Consider the following 19712-nt stretch of genomic DNA (forward strand, 5'->3'; position numbering starts at 1 on the left):
AAAATGAGAACAAACATTAGAACTATTATCGGAATCGCATTCGCTTCAGTATTGGTACTTACGGTATCGTGCAAGGGAAAAACCGAGGAAGCAAAAGAAACTTCTACGGAGGAAACCATGGACCATGACATGGAAAAGATGGATCATGAAGGTCACGACATGGAAAAGATGAATCATGAAGGGCATGACATGGAAGGTATGGAAACCGCAAAAATGGAAGGCAAGGAATATACCTCCAAATATGTTTGCCCAATGCATTGCGAGGGTAGTGGAAGTGATGAAGAGGGTAAATGCCCAGTTTGCGGGATGACCTATGTATTGAACGAGGAGCACATGGCCGACGGACATACCCACAATTAATAAAGATTTGAATTGTACCAGCGATGCGGATTAAAGTAAAAAATATGGTTTGCGATAGATGCAAAGACGTTTTGAAACAGGAGTTTCAGAATGCGAACATCGAGGTGGTACATATGGATTTGGGAGAAGTCCAATTTTCTGATGGGGCACAAAAACAAATGGAGCGTATTCGGGAGATTTTGGTCAAAAATGGTTTTGAATTGATTGAAGATGTAAATGATAGCTATATAGCTGACATTAAAAAACACTTGATCAATGCTTTGAAAGACGATATGCATCAAAATCTCTCGAAATACCTGTCAGAAAAAATGAACAAAGATTATTCGGTGCTCAGTAAAATGTTCAGTGCCAAGGAAGGCCTGACCATTGAAAAATACTTTATCCTCTTGAAGATTGAGCGGGTAAAGGAAGAAATCCAGATGGAGAACAAGACATTTTCTGAAATAGCTTATGATTTGAACTATAAGAGCAGTAGTCATTTGGCCAAACAGTTTAAATCCATAACAGGGATGTCCATGAGTGAATACCGAAAAGTGCAAGATTGGAATCGGAGGCCTTTAGATCAAATTGTATAAAAGATATCCAGAATTGTGAAAAGCTTACAGCTGGTTTTCAGCTAGTTTTGAATAAAAAACAAACAAGATGAAACATACCTATCACATACACGGAATGAGCTGTAATGGCTGTAGAAATCATGTAGAAGGAACCCTTTCCAAAGTGGAGGGGGTCAATGCTGTTGAGGTGAATCTGGAAAAAGCCGAAGCCGTGATTGAGATGGAGGAACACATTCCAATCAAAAAGTTTCAGGAAGCTTTAGAAAAAGATGGGGGCGGTTACGGCATTCATACTGAAGGCCATCATCATAAACCAAGGAAAGAAGAGAAGAAACCTGTTTCCAATGGAAATGGCACTTTTTATTGCCCAATGCAATGCGAGGGAGACAAAACCTACGATAAACCTGGCGATTGTCCTGTTTGTGGGATGGATTTGGTGGAGGAGCAAAATACCTCTGTAAACTCCAAACAACAATGGACCTGTCCTATGCACCCCGAAGTGTTGGAGGATGGTCCGGGTTCTTGCCCAAAATGTGGAATGGATTTAGTGCCCAAAGAACCGGAAGCCAGCGCAGAGGAAAAAACCTATAAAAAACTGCTCAAAAAGTTTTGGATTGCCCTTGCGTTCACATTGCCCATTTTCCTGATTGCCATGAGCGATATGATTCCCAATAATCCGTTGCATGAGCTAATGGAGCCAAAATATTGGAATTGGGTTCAGTTTGCCCTATCGCTTCCCGTGGTTTTTTATGCTACCTGGATGTTTTTTGAAAGAGCTTATCGAAGTATCAAAACATGGAACCTGAACATGTTCACCCTCATTGGTATCGGTGCGGGTGTGGCATTTGTTTTTAGTGTACTTGGATTATTGTTCCCAGGATTTTTTCCCGACCAGTTCAAGGGGGAAACAGGTGCCGTGCATGTGTATTTTGAGGCGGCCACGGTAATCCTTACATTGGTGCTTTTAGGGCAATTGTTGGAGGCCAGGGCCCACAGCAAAACCAATAATGCGGTAAAGGAATTATTGAAACTGGCTCCCAACAAGGCTATTAAAGTTGTGAATGGAGAAGAAGTTGAGGTCAGCATTGACGCTATTGAAAAAGGTGATATGCTACGTGTGAAACCCGGAGAAAAAATCCCTGTTGACGGTATCATTACAGAAGGAGACACTTCGGTGGATGAATCGATGATTACAGGAGAGCCCATTCCAGTTGAAAAAACAGTGGATGACAAAGTGAGCAGTGGAACCATCAATGGGAATCAAACCTTTTTGATGAAGGCCGAAAAAGTGGGTAGCGACACTTTGCTTTCACAAATTATCCAGATGGTGAATGATGCCAGTCGAAGCCGCGCACCCATTCAAAATTTAGCTGATAAAGTATCCGCCTATTTTGTGCCGACGGTTGTGATTATTTCAATTTTGACTTTTGCTGTTTGGGCTATTTGGGGTCCAGAGCCAACCTATGTTTATGCCTTGATCAATGCTATTGCCGTATTGATCATTGCGTGCCCTTGTGCACTTGGTCTCGCCACACCCATGTCCGTAATGGTAGGGGTAGGAAAAGGTGCCCAAAATGGAGTCTTGATTAAAAATGCGGAAGCCTTAGAAAAAATGGTGGATGTAGACACCCTGATCATTGATAAAACAGGAACCATTACCGAAGGCAAGCCCACTTTTGACCATTTGGAGGTGTTTTCGGATGATTATTCAAAAGAAGAATTGCTACAATATATAGTATCGGTAAATGCCAATAGCGAGCACCCTTTGGCACAAGCTACCGTAAATTATGGCAAAGAAAAGAATGTCAATATTCTGAAGACGGAATCTTTCAATGCTGTGACGGGAATGGGTGTTGAAGGTAAAATCAAGGATTCGGAAATTCATTTGGGGAACATCAAATTGATGGAAAAGGCCAATGTTGAAATCTCTGATGAGATGAAGGAAAAGGTCAAAAAAGCGCAAGAAAAAGGCAAAACGGTCTCCTATTTGGCCATTGATGGTAAATGTCATGGTTTTGTAGCCATTGGGGATAAAATAAAGGAGACAAGTGCCAAGGCCATCAAGGCTATTCAGGATAAGGGAATAAAGGTAATAATGCTTACGGGCGACAATACCACGACGGCTAAAGCGGTGGCCAATGAGTTGCATCTGGATGATTTTAAAGCCGAGACCTTGCCCGAGGATAAAATGAAAGAAGTTGAACGCTTGCAGAGTGAAGGAAAAGTTGTTGCAATGGCGGGTGATGGAATAAATGATGCCCCAGCCTTGGCAAAAAGCGACTTGGGTATTGCCATGGGCACAGGAACCGATGTGGCCATTGAAAGTGCTATGATAACCTTAGTGAAAGGTGACCTGCACGGTATAGTAAAAGCACGGAATCTTAGTGAGACCGTAATGAAAAACATAAAACAAAACCTATTTTTTGCATTGATATACAATACCATTGGTGTTCCAGTGGCCGCTGGTGTACTCTATCCCTTCTTTGGGATTTTGCTTTCGCCCATGATTGCCGCTTTGGCCATGAGCTTTAGCTCCGTGTCGGTGATAACCAATGCATTACGATTACGAACTAAATCAATCGACTAAAAATAAAATGGTAAAACGAACAACAGCGGTTAAGATTAGAAAAGCCCATAGGTATTTGGGAATATTTTTGGGCCTTCAATTCATTATGTGGACAGTAAGTGGACTCTACTTCAGCTGGACGGATATTGACGAAATTCATGGGGGCCATTTTAGAAACATGGATTATGAACCCGTTGCTTTTGATGGACTCATTGGGCTTTCACAAATCAATATTCCATCTAAAATAAGTTCGTTGAGCCTAAAGGAAATAGCGGGCAAACCCTACTACTGGATTAACAATGAATTTTTGGTTGATGCGAAAAATGGCAGCTTAAAAGAAGGTGTTTCGGAAGTAGAAGCCTTAGCTGTTGCGAAACGTCAAATGTCACCAGAATTAAAAGTTGAAGGGGTTGAGGTCATTGATGAAACCGATAAGCATCACGAGTATCGGGAAAAGAAACTCCCCGCTTATGTGATTTCGTATGATTCACCCGAAAATATAAAGGCTTATGTATCGGTGGCCGACGGATCTTTTCAAACGGTGCGACATCGAAACTGGAGGTGGTTCGACTTTCTTTGGATGACTCATACCATGGATTATGAAAGTAGGGACGATTTTAATACGACTGTGCTTCGTGCTTTCTCCCTATTGGGATTGATTACCGTGTTGAGCGGATTTTTGCTTTGGTTTACCTCGTCACCAACGATGAGAAAGGTTGTAAAACGAAAAAAATAATAAGATGAAAAAGGAAAATATCATATACATCGGAATTGCCGTGGTGGTGGGATTGTTGGTCGGATACTTCCTGTTTGGAGGCGGTACCGATGCGACAAACGGAGCGGAGCATGACCATAGTACGGAAATTGCTTCGGGGGAAATGTGGACGTGTTCCATGCACCCACAAATTATGCAACCAGAGTCGGGTTCTTGTCCCATTTGCGGCATGGACCTTATTCCAGCAGAAAGTAGCGGAGCGGGACTGATGGCGAATCAAATTAAAATGACCGAAAATGCGATGGTTTTGGCTGGTGTGGAAACCATTATGGTAGGTTCAGGAGCAACAGGGAAAAATCAAGTTAAGGTTTCGGGTAAAGTAGCGGTCAATCAAAAATCGGATGCGGTTCAATCCGCTTATTTTGATGGAAGGATAGAAAACATCTTTGTCAATTTTGAAGGGGAAGAGGTCCGAAAAGGCCAAAAACTGGCTACTATTTATGCTCCAGCTTTGGTTTCGGCTCAACAAGAACTGTTGACGGCGTCCAATATAAAGGAATCCCAACCACAATTATATAAAGCGGTTCGCAATAAATTAAAGCTTTGGAAATTGTCCGAAGCACAAATCAACCAAATTGAAAGCTCGGGACAAGTGCTTGAAAATTTTCCGGTGTATTCCAATGTAAGTGGTGTGGTTTCTGAAATTATGGTGGAGGAAGGCGATTACATCAAAACTGGTTCACCTTTGGTAAAAGTGGCCAATTTGAATTCGGTTTGGGCGATTTTTGATGCGTATGAAAACCAATTGAGTTTGTTCAAGGAAGGGCAAACGTTGAAGGTTACCACAAAATCATACCCTAATGAAGCATTCCCGGCAAAAGTATCCTTTGTTGCTCCCGTATTGAACAAGAACACAAGGACCTTGGAGGTCCGTGCAGAACTTGACAGCAAAAATGGGTTGCTCAAACCTGGAATGTTTGTACAGGCCGTAGTTGAGGTTTCAAATGCTGAAGATGAATCGTTGACCGTTCCAGAAAGTGCTGTTTTGTGGACAGGAAAACGTTCCTTGGTATATGTGCAGGAAAATCCAAACGAAGCCATTTTTGAAATGCGGGAGGTGGAGCTAGGAAATTTGAGGAATGGAAGTTATGATGTCAATTCAGGGTTAAAATCTGGAGACTGGGTAGTGGCCAAAGGTACTTTTACGGTAGATGCCGCAGCCCAATTGCAGGGTAAAAAATCCATGATGAATCACGTTGGCGAGACCTCCGCTATGGGTCATGGCAGTCATACAGGTATGAACAGTACTATGAAAATCGAATTTTCCCCAGAGGCACAATCAAAGTTCAACGAACTTTTAAATATTTATCTGGATTTGAAGGATGCCTTGGTTGCATCCGGCCAAGAAAAAACACAAGTCTTGGCACAGAAGGGAGCGGGAATTGCTTCAGAAATAAATGATTTGGAGATGGATGATATGGGCAAAAGTCACCTATCAAAATTGAAAGAACAGCTAACAGAAATGTCCTCAAAAAGAAATCTGGAAGATCAACGTGAGGTATTTGTTCAACTTTCCAAAAACATGATTCAGATAGGGCAGCAGATGAAGGAGCTGGACACTAAACTTTATGTGCAGCACTGCCCCATGGCCAATAATGATAGAGGAGCCAATTGGCTGAGTTTGGAAGAAGAAATACGCAATCCTTATTATGGAGATGCCATGCTGACCTGTGGCAGTGTGGTGGGGACTATCGACTAACTATTTTAGTTAATGTTTGGCCAAATAAAATCTGCGGATTCAAATCTGAAATACATTTACTTCGGTTTTTAAATTATGGACCGATGAAACAAGCAAAGTCAAATGGAAAGTCATCTCCTGCAAAAGCTGTAAAGCCTGTTGCAAAGAAGACTGCCCAAGCTACTGGTAAGAAGAAGTAACTTGGTTTTAGGTTCTTACGAAGAACCGTTCAACTGGATAAAAAGAAAACGCCCCGATGCAAATCGGGGCGTTCCTATTTTTAATCCGAATGGGATGACATTACATCATGCCTGGCATTCCACCGCCACCTCCCATTGGAGGCATTGCAGGAGCATCTTCCTTAATATCGGTCAATGCACACTCTGTGGTAAGAATCATACCAGCCACTGAAGCTGCATTTTCCAAAGCAATACGTGTTACTTTCTTAGGATCAATAATTCCTGCTTTGAGCATATCCACATATTGGTCGGATTTGGCATCGTAACCATAGTCTTTTTTGCCTTCCAATACTTTAGCAATAACTACAGAACCTTCACCACCAGCATTCTCTACGATAGTACGTAAAGGAGACTCGATAGCTTTGGCTACGATTTGTACACCTGTAGTTTCGTCCAAAGAGTCGGTTGCTAATTTTTCCAGAACTTTTTTGGCTCTTACCAAGGCAACACCACCACCTGCAACGATACCTTCCTCTACAGCGGCACGGGTTGCGTGCAAGGCATCATCCACACGGTCTTTTTTCTCTTTCATTTCTACTTCAGAAGCTGCGCCTACATAAAGTACTGCAACACCTCCGGCCAATTTGGCCAAACGTTCCTGAAGTTTTTCTTTGTCGTAATCCGATGTTGTAGTCTCGATTTGAGCTTTAATTTGGCTCACTCGGGCTTTAATGTCATCTGCATTTCCGTTACCATTAACAATTGTAGTATTGTCTTTGTCGATGGTTACGGTTTCAGCAGTACCTAACATATCTAAAGAAGCATTTTCCAAAGAGAACCCTCTTTCTTCAGAGATTACGGTACCACCGGTTAAGATTGCGATGTCTTCCAACATAGCTTTTCTTCTATCACCAAAACCTGGAGCTTTTACAGCGGCAATCTTAAGTCCGCCTCTCAATTTGTTTACTACCAAAGTGGCAAGGGCTTGCCCTTCTACGTCTTCAGCGATAATCAAAAGAGGTCTTCCGGATTGTGCTACTGGCTCAAGAATAGGAAGAATTTCCTGTAGATTGGAGATTTTCTTGTCAAAAAGAAGAATGTATGGATTCTCCAAATCAGCGATCATCTTGTCGGTATCGGTCACGAAGTAAGGAGAAAGGTATCCTCTGTCAAATTGCATACCTTCAACTACGTCAACATAAGTATCTGTACCTTTTGCTTCTTCTACAGTGATTACGCCCTCTTTTCCAACTTTATCAAATGCCTTGGCGATAAGGTCACCAATGGTTTGATCGTTGTTTGCAGAGATAGAGGCAACTTGTTTGATTTTATCAGAGTTGTTGCCAACTTCTTTGGTTTGTTTTTCCAAATCGGCCACCAAAGCTTCAACAGCCTTGTCGATTCCACGTTTCAAATCCATTGGATTTGCTCCAGCGGCAACGTTTTTAAGACCTTCTTTTACGATCGCTTGTGCTAAAACGGTAGCAGTAGTAGTACCGTCACCCGCTTGGTCGTTGGTTTTGGAAGCAACTTCCTTCACCATTTGTGCACCCATATCTTCTAGGGCGTCTTCCAATTCAATTTCTTTTGCAACAGAAACACCATCTTTAGTTACTTGTGGTGCTCCAAAGGACTTGCTGATGATTACGTTTCTACCTTTTGGTCCCAAGGTAACTTTAACGGCCTCGGCCAATTTATCAACGCCCCTTTTCAGTCCGTCACGTGCATCTATATCAAACTTAATATCTTTTGCCATTTCTTTCTAGTTGATTTTTTTAGTTATACAATTGCCAAAATATCGCTCTCGCGCATCATCAAATAGTCGGTACCGTCAAATTTAAGTTCGGTACCGGCGTATTTTCCATAAAGAACGGTATCACCCTCCTTAACGGTAACTTTTTCGTCTTTGGTTCCTGGACCAACGGCCACAACTGTTCCTTTTTGTGGTTTTTCTTTTGCGTTGTCCGGGATGATGATACCGGAGGCAGTTTTTGTCTCGGCCTGTAGAGGCTCAATCAAAACCCTGTCTGCCAATGGTTTGATATTTACTTTAGCCATATTTTAAATTTTAGGTGTTTGTTTTAAAAATTCTTGAATCTAAAGGACAGAAATTGTGCCAATGCACAAAAACTGACATTCTGGAAAACAAAAATGCCAGCTTGTCATTCAAGCTGGCATTTTTCTATGCTTTGTCACTTTTTATTACCCAATAGTGTCTACTGGACTTGTAGTGTCGGCAGGCGGAAGTTGTTCAGGTACTTCCTCTGGAATCGTTTCTGGTATTTCCGTATCGTCGCCTTGAAGTAATTTGGAATCTGCCTGACTGTAGTTTCCTTTCAACGAAACATTGGAAACCAATATCAAAACAATCAATAGTGTAGCAAGGGTCCAAGTACTTTTATCTAGAAAGTCTCCGGTCTTTTTTACACCGCCAACAACTTGGTTGCCACTTCCTCCGAAGGACGAGGACAAACCACCACCTTTAGGATTCTGGACCATAATGACCAAGACCAACAAAAGGCACACGATAATTATCAGTATCAAAAAAATTCCAAACGTGCTCATTTCTTATCTTTTTCTTTCTGCAGTTTCTTCACTGCCTGAATTTGGTCTGCAAAGAAACCACTTTTTTCTGGATATTTCAAACTCAATATTTTAAACGCTTGAATGGCTTTTTTGTACTTTTTCTGTTCAAGGTAAACCTTGGCTAAAGTCTCCGTCATCAACTCGTTTTGGTTGATTTTGGTAGACTCTTTTATGTTGACTTTAGGATTGGATTCCTTTGGAACTATCTTGGGGTTATTCTCAATGAACTTGTCCAAGAGTTCAAATTTCTTTTTACGTTCCAGTTCGTCCATTACATTCTCTTCTGGTTGGCCAGAACCGTTAGCTTGCTCCTCTGAGGGTTCTTCAGGGGTAGATGTTAATTGAAGCCACTCGGTAAATGAATGTTTTTCTTTTTTGGTGAACGGGATGGGTTTTCCCAAATTTAAATCTGTATCCGGTTCCTTTTTGGGTTCCTCAACTTTTTCAACTTGTTTTTCAGGTGTTCTAGATTCGAAAAGTTTAGGATCCAGAATTTGCTCAGCATCGTTCAAGTTTTGGGGTAGTGCAGGTTCGTTTGATTCGGAAAGCATACTTGCCGTATTTGGGTTGGGCTGAATTTCTTCAGAAACCGCTTCTTGGTCTTCAAGCTTGGAACCTCTCCCTGCAATGGTATCTGCAATATTGTTTTGAATAAATTTTTTGGAAGTTATATAATCGAAAAGCACATCCCTGTCGGAAGTATGTGCAGCAGTTACCTTTAAGGCATTATTGTACTTATAGCTGTCCAGATTTTTGAGTCCTTTTAGATGCAGGGCGCGAGCGGCCTGAAAATAAGGGTATTCCTCAATGATATCTTCTAACTCCCTTGTTTGTTTAGGAGATAAGATGGTATTCGAGTTTTGAAGAATTTGTATAAAATCCGAAACGTTCATAAAATATTACCAATTTCCCAAGGACGCATTAAAAATGTCCTGGGTAAGTCGTTCAAAAATTTCTTCGTGGGCTGCAGCTTGTATGGATGGCAATGAAGCTGCGGCATCAAAATCGTAAAAGAAAGAAAACCGTTTTTCAAAATCAGCATCATCCTTAGTGGTGTTGTAAAACCGAACATTTACACTCATGGTCAGACGGTTTTGTGAGGTACGCTGGTCTGCCGTGGCCGTCATGGGAACAATCTTATACTCCACAATTTCCCCTTCATAGATCAAATCGCCATTGCTTCCAGTAAGGGATAAGCTTGTAAGGTTATTGATCATATCCTGAAGGGCCAAGGTGAAATCCCGACCTAGTCCGGGAACGATAGTAGATCCAGGGGTTTGGTCTGCATAGTTCTGAAAAAAGTTGACTTGAAAACTTTCGGCAGTTCCAATGTCTGCTCCGGAAAAATTATACGCACCACAACTGGTTAGAAAAAAAGTCAATCCAAGTACTCCAATCTTTATCCCTTTTTTTATCATCATTCTCTTTAAACTTTTTTATTAAAGATCGTACTGCTTTATTTTTCTGTAGAGTGTTCTTTCCGAAATTCCAAGCTCGGCGGCAGCAGCTTTTCGTTTTCCTTTGTTGCGCTCCAATGATTTTTTGATCAATTCAATTTCCTTTTCCTGTAAAGATAGGGTTTCTTCCTCTTCAATCTCTTCTGCAAAATGATACCTGTCCTCTGGTGGTTGATGCGCAGGACTTGGTGCCGATGCTTCTACCACTGGTTCGGGAAGGTGAAGCAATTCTGGCGTGGAACTTTCTTCGTGCTCTATATCCTCTTTTTCTTGATTCCCATAGATTTTACGAATCAAACCTTCATTTTCCCTTTGTACTCTGTTTGAATCATTATCCTTGAGAAGTTCAAGCGTTAGTTTTTTAAGGTCGTTCAAGTCACCTTTCATATCAAAAAGGACTTTGTACAAAATTTCCCGTTCATTGCTAAAGTCCCCTTCTTTTTTGGATTGCTCTATTACGGCGGGCAGATTGGAACTGCTTGCATCTGGCAAATAACTGTTTAGGGTAGCTGCCGAAATACTCCGTTTTTCCTCAAGTACCGAAACTTGTTCTGCTATATTTCTCAACTGACGGATGTTACCGGGCCAGCGGTACCTTAGTAATAACTGGATGGCATCATCCTCCAAACGGATAGTGGGCATTTTGTATTTCTGTCCAAAGTCAGAAGCAAATTTTCTGAACAATAAATGAATATCTTCCCTTCTGTCGCGAAGTGGTGGTAAATGAATTTCTACGGTGCTCAACCTATAATAAAGATCTTCCCTGAACTTTTCTTTTTTGATGGCCTCGAACATATTAATGTTGGTGGCGGCCACAATGCGAACATCGGTTTTTTGCACTTGGGATGACCCCACTTTTAGGAATTCGCCATTTTCCAAAACACGAAGCAATCTAACTTGGGTGGTCAATGGAAGTTCACCGACTTCGTCCAAAAAAATTGTTCCGCCATCGGCTACCTCAAAATAACCACTACGGGTTTGGGTAGCCCCTGTAAAGGCCCCTTTTTCGTGTCCAAACAATTCACTGTCAATGGTTCCCTCTGGAATGGCACCACAATTTACCGCAATGTATTTGGCATGTTTTCGGTGTGATAGCGAATGGATAATTTTTGGAATGGATTCCTTTCCTACACCGCTTTCACCAGTCACCAAAACTGAAATATCTGTTGGTGCCACCTGTATGGCTTTTTCTATGGCTCGGTTGAGTTTGACATCGTTTCCGATAAGCTCGAACCGTTGTTTTATGGATTGTACACTTTCCATATGTTGTCATTCCTACGAAGGCAGGAATCTTATTTTTTTTGGATTCCGCATTGTGCTTTGACTACGCTCAGCATTCGTGCGGAATGACAAAAGGTTATTAATTATTTTCTGAATACCCTACAGCTTCTCCAATAAGAGTCGCGGAGGTGCATTCGTTGATTTTTACGTTCACAAAGTCGCCCACTTTGTAGTGTTCCTTTGGAAAAACTGCAACAGTGTTCTGTGAATTTCGGCCCATCCAGTGGGCATCCGATTTTTTCGAAGTTCCCTCGACGAGAATTTCTTGGGTTTTTCCCAAATGTTGTTGGGTACGATAATGACTGTGCTTTTGTTGCACCTCGATGATTTCCGATAGACGTCTTTTCTTGGTTGCCTCTGGGATGTCATCTTCCATTTTACGCTCTGCCAATGTTCCGGGTCTTTCGGAATAAGCGAACATGAAACCAAAATCGTACTTCACGTATTCCATTAAACTTAAAGTGTCTTGATGATCTTCTTCCGTTTCTGTTGGAAAGCCAGTAATCATATCTTGGCTAATTGCACAATCTGGAATAATTTTTCGGATGTTGTCGATCAGCTCAAAATATTCCTCACGGGTATGCAAACGGTTCATTGCCTTTAAGATGCGGTTGCTTCCACTTTGTACTGGAAGGTGAATGTATTTGCAGATATTTTCGTATTTGGCCATGGCCTCGATTACATCCAAGGTCATATCCTGAGGATTGGACGTTGAGAAGCGGATTCGCATTTTGGGCCGAGCCTGCGCTACCAGTTCCAGCAATCCGGCAAAGTTTACGGAGGTAGCTTTTTGCATATCCGAAGCCTTGTCGAAATCCTTTTTTAATCCCCCGCCGTACCACAGGTAACTATCTACATTTTGACCTAGCAGCGTGATTTCTTTGAAGCCCCTTTCCCAAAGGTCGTTTACTTCTTCTAAAATGGATTGGGGGTCACGGCTACGTTCTCTTCCACGGGTAAAGGGAACCACACAGAAAGTGCACATGTTGTCACACCCACGGGTAATGGAAACGAAAGCGGAGACCCCGTTGGTATTTAATCGAACGGGAGCTACATCGCCATAGGTTTCATCTTTGGATAGGATGACGTTTACGGCATTCCTACCTTCGTCGATTTCTTGGATAAGGTTGGGCAGGTCTTTGTAGGCATCTGGGCCCACGACCATGTCCACAATTTTTTCCTCTTCAAGGAATTTGCTTTTCAATCGTTCGGCCATACAGCCCAAAACCCCAACTTTCATGTTTGGTTTGGTTCTTTTAACGGCATTAAACTTTTCCAGACGCTTGCGCACGGTTTGTTCCGCTTTTTCGCGAATAGAACAGGTGTTTACCAAAACCAAATCGGCATCATCCAAGTTTTGGGTGGTATTGAAACCTTCCTTGGCCAAAATGGACGCTACAATCTCGCTGTCGGAAAAGTTCATCTGGCAGCCATAGCTTTCTATGTACAGCTTTCTTCCGTTCTTTTCTTTGTTTTCAAGCGACAAGGCACTCCCTTGTTGGCTTTCATCTATTACTTTTTCTATAGTATTATCCTTGATCATAAATGTTTCAATGGGGTGCAAAGATAGTGCTTATTCCATTTTAGTGACAATATGGCAGTATTTTTTAAGAATATATTGCGGAATCACCTGTTAGTGTTACCTTCAAGCTTAAAACATAACCATATTTACAGATGAATTTCACCAATCTTTCCCAAAGAATAAATCAAAGTGCCCCGGTAGAGTTTGGGACCGTATTCAATAATTCCGTTGAACTATTTAAAAAAGTGTGGCTACAAGGATTCATTACGCTTGTACTGACCTTTGTTAGCATTTTACCCTTTTACTTAATGATTTACCTGCCTATGATTGCTATGGGGATAAGTGACCCCGAGGCGTTTGACCATCAAAAAATGCCACCTGCATTTGCAGGATTAATGTCGTTGATTATGCCGATATCTTCGATTGGTGTAATGACTGTGGGTGTTTGCTTAAATGCTGCTTTTTTAAGGATTTGTAGAAAGTATGATTTAAATGAATCAGGAAAGGACGACTATTTTTTTTATTTTAAAAAAGAGTATTTGACCAAAGCTTTGATTCTTTCCCTGATAATGGTGGGGTTATCCTTTTTAGGTATTCTGGCCTGTGGTCTGGGAATTATCTATTTGATTGTGCCCATGTCTTTGTTCCCGGCATTTTTTGCTTTTGATAAAGAAGTTAGTGCTCTAGAGATTGTAAAATCAGGATTCGCACTTGGCAATAAAAATTGGTTGATGATTTTTCTTTTAGTTCTAGTGGCTGGATTGGTCTCACAATTAGGTGTGATATTGTGTTTGGTTGGGGTGTTATTTACTGCCATGTTTAGTAAAATACCTATTTACTATATTTATAAAGATGCTGTGGGGATTTCCATGGATGCATAACAAAAACCTAAAAAAAAGCGCCCTTTTTGAAGGGCGCTTTTTTATTTTAAAGAATTTGTCTTTTATTCTGTGGAAATCATTTTGATTTGGTTTTGATCTACTTTCTGATTGATCAGAGCAGCTTGTTTTTCCACTAGTGTATTTAAGTCGTTGATTTCCTTGTCGAGCTCCTTGGTCACCTCGACAAAAAACTCCTGGGCTTGCTTTGTTGGCTTTTGGTCGCCACGTTGCGAGTCTACCATCAAAAATGCCAGCCTGTTATTTATTCTTATTCCATAATTCAAGGGATCCTGTCTACTTTGGTTTTTAGTCATGTGGATGTTATTCTCAATAACCGAAAGCCCCGTTTCAAAATCCTTGGCCATTTTTTGGATTTCCGCATTGTCCTTGGTCTTCTCCTTTAAATAAGCCAAATCCTTTTTAATGCTTCTTATATTAATAATGGCATTGTTGGCACGGCTAACTTGATCGCGAACCTTCATTACAAAGTCAAATTGATCTTGAAAATCTTTCTGACCAAGCGTAATCCTAGGATCCTTAACAATGGTGAAGGTTTGCTCTACAGAATTTCCATTAACGGTAAGCCTTGCTTTGTAGTTTCCCGGAACCGCTTTGGGTCCCATGTTGGGCGAGGAATAGAATACCATTCCCTTGAACTCTTGGTAGCCTGGGTATCTCATATTCCAGATGAATCTGTTGCCTCCTTCGGAAACCTCCAATTTTTGAGTTGAGGTCGGGTTCAATTTATCGGGTTCGGCATGATTGGAAAAGCTTTGAATGACACTCCCATCCATTTCCAAAATTTCCATGTTGACGGTATCTGTTTCTTTTAAACTTTTCAGATAATAATTGATAATGGCCCCATCAGGATGATTTTCCCCAACCAATTTGGTGTTAGGTGCTTGCCAAGATCTAGCTTGGTGCATTCTGTAGGCCATATCGGGCTTGTACAGATAAAAATCACTGTTGGATACTTCTTCCGAAAGCTGGTGAAGCGGAGTTAAATCATCGATCATCCAAAAACTTCTTCCGTGGGTGGCTGCAATCAAATCATTGTCCCTAACATGAAGGTCACGGATTGCGGTAATTGGCAGATTCAATTGGAACGGTGTCCAGTTGTCCCCGTCATCAAACGAAATGTACATGCCCCATTCAGTACCGGCATACAATAATCCTTCCCTTACTTTGTCGGAACGAATGGCACGGGTGTAATAATTATCCTTAATGCCGTCCGTGATCAATGTCCATGTTTTACCATAATCATCCGTTTTGTATAAATAAGGGGTATAGTCTCCAAACTTGTACGAAGTAGCGGCAACATATACAGTTCCGGGTTTAAATGGACTGGCATCGATGCAGTTAATCATATTCAATTTGGGAGACATGGAGGAGGGTGGTGTTACATTTTCCCACGTTGTGCCATTGTCTCGTGTCACGTGAATAAGTCCGTCATCACTACCGGTCCAAATCACGCCTTTTTCCAGAATGGATTCTGTAATCACAAAAACATTGGAATAAAATTCTGCTCCCGTGTTGTCCTGGGTGATAGGTCCACCAGAAGACTCAATGGTTTCAGGAATGCCTCTTGCCAATTCTGGGGAAATGGTTTTCCATGATTGTCCCCCGTCGGTAGTGGCATGCAAATAGTTGGAACCCGCATAAAGTACGTTCGAGTCGTGTCGGCTAAAAGTCAATGGATAGTTCCAGTTAAAACGGTACTTCATTACCTCCGCCCCTGAACCTGCAGGGTTGTCGGGCCATACATTTGTGGAGATGGTTTGTCCTGTGGTATGGTCTAAACGGTTCATATAACCTTTGTAAGTTCCACCGTAAACCAATTGGTTGTTTTTAGGGTCTGGTGCCAAGTGTGCGCTCTCGCCCCCTGCAGTGGGCTCCCAATCATTTTCTGTGATGCTTGAACCTGAGGAGCGATGGAAAATACGCAAGGCGGTATTGTCCTGCTGTGCTCCGTATATTCTGTAAGGGAAAATACTATCCGTAGCAATTCGATAGAATTGCATCGTGGGTTGATTGTAATAGGTGGTCCAGTTATTTCCGCCATCATTGGAGATTTGAGCACCACCATCATCGGCAATAATCATTCTTTGGTTATTGTTCGGGTCTATCCAAAGGTCGTGATGGTCTCCGTGGGGTGCATTTTTTAAAGTGAAAGTGTTTCCACCATCCGTGGAAACGCCATAGCTGACATTCATTACCCAGACCTTGTCTATGTTTTGGGTGTCCGCATAAATTCTACTATAATACCAAGCTCTTTGTCTTAGGCCTCTATTCTCATTCACTTTTTTCCAAGTTGCACCGGCATCATCGGAACGGAATACACCCCCATCTTCGGCCTCGATTATGGCAAATACCCTGTCGGAATCGATAGGCGACACCGTTAGTCCCACAATTCCCCAAGGAAATCCGGGCAATCCTGAATTTTCTGAAATATCTTTCCAAGTGTCTCCACCATCGGTGCTTTTAAACATTTTGCTGTCTGGGCCACCACTATCCATGCGGTACCCATTTCTTTTCATTTGCCAAGTAGCAGCGTAAAGAATTCTACTGTTGTTCGGGTCCATAATCAGGTCACCAGCACCAGCTTTATCACTTACATAAAGAATTTTTTCCCAATTTTTTCCTCCGTCCGTAGAACGGAATACACCTCGAGTTTCGTTGGGTTTCCATAGATTACCTATGGCTGCGACATAAACAATATCAGGATTTTTAGGGTGAATGCGTATACGGGCAATGTGTTCTGAATCTTTCAGGCCTATGAATTCCCAGGTTTCTCCGGCATCCATACTTTTCCAAAGGCCTTTACCTGAGGAAACGTTCCCCCTTAAGGTTTGTTCACCTTCCCCTACATAAATAATATTGGGGTCGGATTCGGCTACGGCCACGGCACCGATTGAGCCACCGTAGTAACCATCTGAAATACATTCCCAGGAATTACCGGCATCTGTTGTTTTCCAGACACCGCCACCTGCGGTACCCATATAATATAGGTTAGGGTCGTTGGCCACACCTGTAACTGTTCCGGCCCGGCCTCCTCGGTGCGGACCCACCATTCTCCATTCCATTCCCTTGTAGAGCGATTCCTTAAATTGAGGAGTGTTGGTTTTTTTATTTTTTCGTTGTGCGTTAGCGGGATAAAAACATAGTAAAGCAAGAACTATGATTAGGATGCGGTTGGTCATTTCAGTTGAGTTATCGAGTTAGTCTCCCTAAAAATAAGAATTTTTTTGCCCAGTATTGCTAGAGAATTTTATTAATGTGAGTTTCCAAAATTGCATGATGTTTTTTTGATTTTAATATCAAAAGCATATCAGTAAATGCTGAAGTTTAAATTTTAATATACTTTTGTTGAGACAAAACCCAGTGCATGCCAAAGAATTTAGTTATTGTAGAGTCCCCCGCCAAGGCGAAGACCATTGAACGATTTCTAGGAAAGGAATTTCAAGTAGAGTCTAGTTTTGGGCACATTGCCGACCTTCCATCCAAAGAGCTTGGAGTAGATGTGGAGAACGATTTTAAACCAAAATATACTGTTGACAAGGAGAAAAAAGCCTTGGTAAAAAAACTTCGGGACTTGGCAAAAAAAGCTGAAACTATATGGCTCGCAAGTGATGAAGACCGTGAAGGAGAGGCTATTTCTTGGCACTTGGCAGAGGAGTTGGGATTGGATAAAAGTAAAACAAGGCGAATTGTTTTTAACTCTATTACCAAATCGGCTATCCAAAAGGCGATTGAAAATCCAAGAGATATTAATTATAACTTGGTCAATGCGCAACAGGCACGTAGGGTGTTGGACCGATTGGTGGGATACGAACTATCACCAGTACTTTGGAAAAAAATAAAACCAGGACTTTCGGCAGGTAGGGTACAATCTGTTGCGGTACGCTTGATCGTGGAGCGTGAACGCGAAATCGAAGGTTTTACCCCGGAAGCATCTTTCCGAATAAAAGCGGAATTCAAAACAGATGGCGGCAATACGTTTGCAGCCAAGCTGAACAAAACATTCCCAACAAAGGAAGCTGCCGAGAAATTTCTAAAAGAAAATATAGGAGCGGACTTTTCGGTTTCCGATTTGGCCCAAAAGCCAGCAAAGAAATCACCCGCCGCACCATTTACAACATCCACCTTGCAGCAGGAAGCCTCAAGGAAGCTCTATTTTTCGGTAAGCCGAACCATGCAAGTGGCCCAAAGGCTTTACGAAGCGGGTCTCATTACCTATATGAGAACTGATAGTGTCAATCTTTCCAACGAAGCGCTAGCAGCTGCAAAAGATGCCATTGTGGACAACTATGGTGAAAAATATAGTCAAACCAGAAACTTTACAGGAAAATCCAAAGGTGCACAAGAGGCTCACGAAGCCATTCGCCCCACGGATATGAAATTGCAGTCGCCACAATTGGAGCGCGACCAATCCAAATTATATGAACTTATATGGAAACGTACCCTGGCCTCGCAGATGAGCGATGCCCAGTTGGAACGTACCAATGTAAAAATAAAAGCAAGCACCCACAACGAAGAATTCTCTGCAAACGGAGAAGTGGTGAAGTTTGATGGATTTCTTAAAGTGTACCTTGAGGGAACCGATGATGAAGATGGAGAGGAGCAAGAAGGAATGCTTCCGGCCATGCAGGTTGGGGAGCCGCTTCAAAATGTATTTATTTCCGCCACCGAAAGATTTTCAAGACCACCATATCGTTATTCCGAAGCTTCTTTGGTAAAAAAACTGGAGGAACTAGGTATCGGTCGTCCATCTACCTATGCACCTACCATATCTACCATTCAAAATAGGGGGTATGTGGAAAAAGGCATTGTTGAAGGTTCTGAACGAAAATATGCACAGTTGGTTTTGGAAGATGGAAAAGTATCCGACAACCAACTTAGCGAAATGGTGGGCTCCGAGAAAGGAAAGATTGTTCCGACCGATATTGGGATGATCGTGAACGACTTTTTGGTAACCCATTTCACACAAATTCTCGATTACAACTTTACTGCTCAGGTAGAAGAAGATTTTGATGAAATCGCTTCAGGTGATGAAGATTGGCAGGAAATGATGAAAAATTTCTACAAGGATTTTCATCCCAATGTACTGGAGGTCGAAGAAAATGCCGAGCGTGCCAGCGGAGAACGTGTTTTAGGTACGGACCCAGAATCGGGCAGGCAAGTATCCGTAAGATTGGGTCGTTTTGGTCCAATGGTGCAAATTGGTACTGTGGATGATGAAGAAAAACCTCAGTTTGCCAGTTTATTGCCAGACCAATCCATAGGAACTATCACTTTTGAAGAAGCCATGACGCTTTTTGAGCTTCCACGAAAATTGGGAGTGTACGAAGGCGAGGAAGTAGAAGCAAACGTGGGTCGTTATGGTCCTTATGTTCGATTTGGAAAAAAATTCATTTCCCTAGCCAAAGGCGAAAGCGCTTTTGATGTAGATATGGATCGTGCTATTGAACTGATCAAAGAAAAGCAAAAGGCCGATGCGCCGATTGCTACCTACGAAGGAAAAGATGTTACCAAAGGTAAAGGCAGGTTTGGACCCTTTATCAAATGGGATGGTATGTTCATCAATGTGAACAAAAAATATGACTTTGATGACCTTTCCGATGGGGATATTGCTGAATTGATCGAGGCCAAAAAGAAAAAAGAAGCGGAGAAGCTTGTTCAAGAATGGCCCGAAGAAAAAATCAGGATAGAAAAAGCCCGTTGGGGAAGACACAATATTATAAAAGGTAAGGTAAAGGTTGAGATTTCCAAAGATGTGGATGCCACAAAAGTGACTTTGGAAGAAGCGCAGGCCCTATTGGAAAAAAAATCACCAAAGAAAAAAGCCAAGACAAAAGCAAAAGCTAAGAAATAGT

15 protein-coding genes are annotated in these 19712 nt (G+C 41.9%); 7 read left to right on the top strand and 8 right to left on the bottom strand.

Features of this window, described 5'->3' with window-relative positions; all coding sequences use genetic code 11:
- Positions 1-3: 3 nt before the first annotated feature.
- From D2V08_RS02735 to D2V08_RS02755, 5 genes are all read left to right on the top strand, one after another.
- The gene (locus D2V08_RS02735) at positions 4-360 is read left to right on the top strand and encodes a heavy metal-binding domain-containing protein (RefSeq protein ID WP_147374054.1); all 357 of its coding nucleotides are present in this window, start codon (positions 4-6) and stop codon (positions 358-360) included.
- 23 nt (positions 361-383) lie between these two features.
- The gene (locus D2V08_RS02740) at positions 384-935 is read left to right on the top strand and encodes a helix-turn-helix domain-containing protein (RefSeq protein ID WP_119606583.1); all 552 of its coding nucleotides are present in this window, start codon (positions 384-386) and stop codon (positions 933-935) included.
- Between the two features lie 67 nt (positions 936-1002).
- The gene (locus D2V08_RS02745; protein WP_119606584.1) at positions 1003-3501 is read left to right on the top strand and encodes a heavy metal translocating P-type ATPase; all 2499 of its coding nucleotides are present in this window, start codon (positions 1003-1005) and stop codon (positions 3499-3501) included.
- Between the two features lie 7 nt (positions 3502-3508).
- On the top strand, positions 3509-4216 hold the full coding sequence (locus D2V08_RS02750; RefSeq protein ID WP_119606658.1) for a hypothetical protein: 708 nt from the start codon (positions 3509-3511) through the stop codon (positions 4214-4216).
- Positions 4217-4220: 4 nt separating this feature from the next.
- Positions 4221-5954 carry an efflux RND transporter periplasmic adaptor subunit gene (locus D2V08_RS02755; RefSeq protein ID WP_119606585.1) on the top strand — a complete coding sequence of 578 codons (1734 nt, stop codon included), beginning with the start codon at positions 4221-4223 and terminating at the stop codon, positions 5952-5954.
- Positions 5955-6233: 279 nt separating this feature from the next.
- Here D2V08_RS02755 and groL read toward each other — a convergent pair whose 3' ends face one another.
- The 7 genes from groL to miaB form a co-directional block, all read right to left on the bottom strand.
- A complete protein-coding gene (groL, locus tag D2V08_RS02760; protein ID WP_100816346.1) occupies positions 6234-7868 on the bottom strand; it encodes a chaperonin GroEL in 1635 nt (544 codons plus the stop codon).
- A gap of 23 nt (positions 7869-7891) precedes the next feature.
- Positions 7892-8170 carry a co-chaperone GroES gene (locus tag D2V08_RS02765; protein WP_100816345.1) on the bottom strand — a complete coding sequence of 93 codons (279 nt, stop codon included), beginning with the start codon at positions 8168-8170 and terminating at the stop codon, positions 7892-7894.
- Between the two features lie 144 nt (positions 8171-8314).
- Positions 8315-8677, bottom strand: a complete 363-nt coding sequence (gene secG / locus D2V08_RS02770; RefSeq protein ID WP_119606586.1) for a preprotein translocase subunit SecG — start codon at positions 8675-8677, stop codon at positions 8315-8317.
- Entirely contained in the window at positions 8674-9591 is a 918-nt protein-coding gene (locus D2V08_RS02775) for a DUF8458 domain-containing protein (RefSeq protein ID WP_119606587.1), read from the bottom strand. Before D2V08_RS02775 ends, secG begins: the two co-directional genes overlap by 4 nt.
- Positions 9592-9597: 6 nt before the next feature.
- The gene (locus tag D2V08_RS02780) at positions 9598-10119 is read right to left on the bottom strand and encodes an LptE family protein (protein WP_439108267.1); all 522 of its coding nucleotides are present in this window, start codon (positions 10117-10119) and stop codon (positions 9598-9600) included.
- Between the two features lie 18 nt (positions 10120-10137).
- Positions 10138-11418, bottom strand: a complete 1281-nt coding sequence (locus tag D2V08_RS02785) for a sigma-54 interaction domain-containing protein (protein WP_119606588.1) — start codon at positions 11416-11418, stop codon at positions 10138-10140.
- 97 nt (positions 11419-11515) lie between these two features.
- Positions 11516-12961 carry a tRNA (N6-isopentenyl adenosine(37)-C2)-methylthiotransferase MiaB gene (gene miaB / locus D2V08_RS02790; RefSeq protein ID WP_119606660.1) on the bottom strand — a complete coding sequence of 482 codons (1446 nt, stop codon included), beginning with the start codon at positions 12959-12961 and terminating at the stop codon, positions 11516-11518.
- A gap of 149 nt (positions 12962-13110) precedes the next feature.
- Here miaB and D2V08_RS02795 point away from each other — a divergent pair, with 149 nt between their 5' ends.
- Positions 13111-13839, top strand: a complete 729-nt coding sequence (locus tag D2V08_RS02795; RefSeq protein WP_119606589.1) for a hypothetical protein — start codon at positions 13111-13113, stop codon at positions 13837-13839.
- Between the two features lie 62 nt (positions 13840-13901).
- Here the strand turns inward: D2V08_RS02795 and D2V08_RS02800 are convergent, their stop codons facing one another.
- On the bottom strand, positions 13902-17039 hold the full coding sequence (locus D2V08_RS02800) for a WD40/YVTN/BNR-like repeat-containing protein (protein ID WP_119606590.1): 3138 nt from the start codon (positions 17037-17039) through the stop codon (positions 13902-13904).
- 185 nt (positions 17040-17224) lie between these two features.
- Here D2V08_RS02800 and topA point away from each other — a divergent pair, with 185 nt between their 5' ends.
- The gene (gene topA, locus D2V08_RS02805; RefSeq protein ID WP_119606591.1) at positions 17225-19711 is read left to right on the top strand and encodes a type I DNA topoisomerase; all 2487 of its coding nucleotides are present in this window, start codon (positions 17225-17227) and stop codon (positions 19709-19711) included.
- Position 19712: the final 1 nt, after the last annotated feature.

It is taken from the genome of Flagellimonas lutimaris, assembly GCF_003581615.1.
GTDB lineage: Bacteria > Bacteroidota > Bacteroidia > Flavobacteriales > Flavobacteriaceae > Flagellimonas > Flagellimonas lutimaris.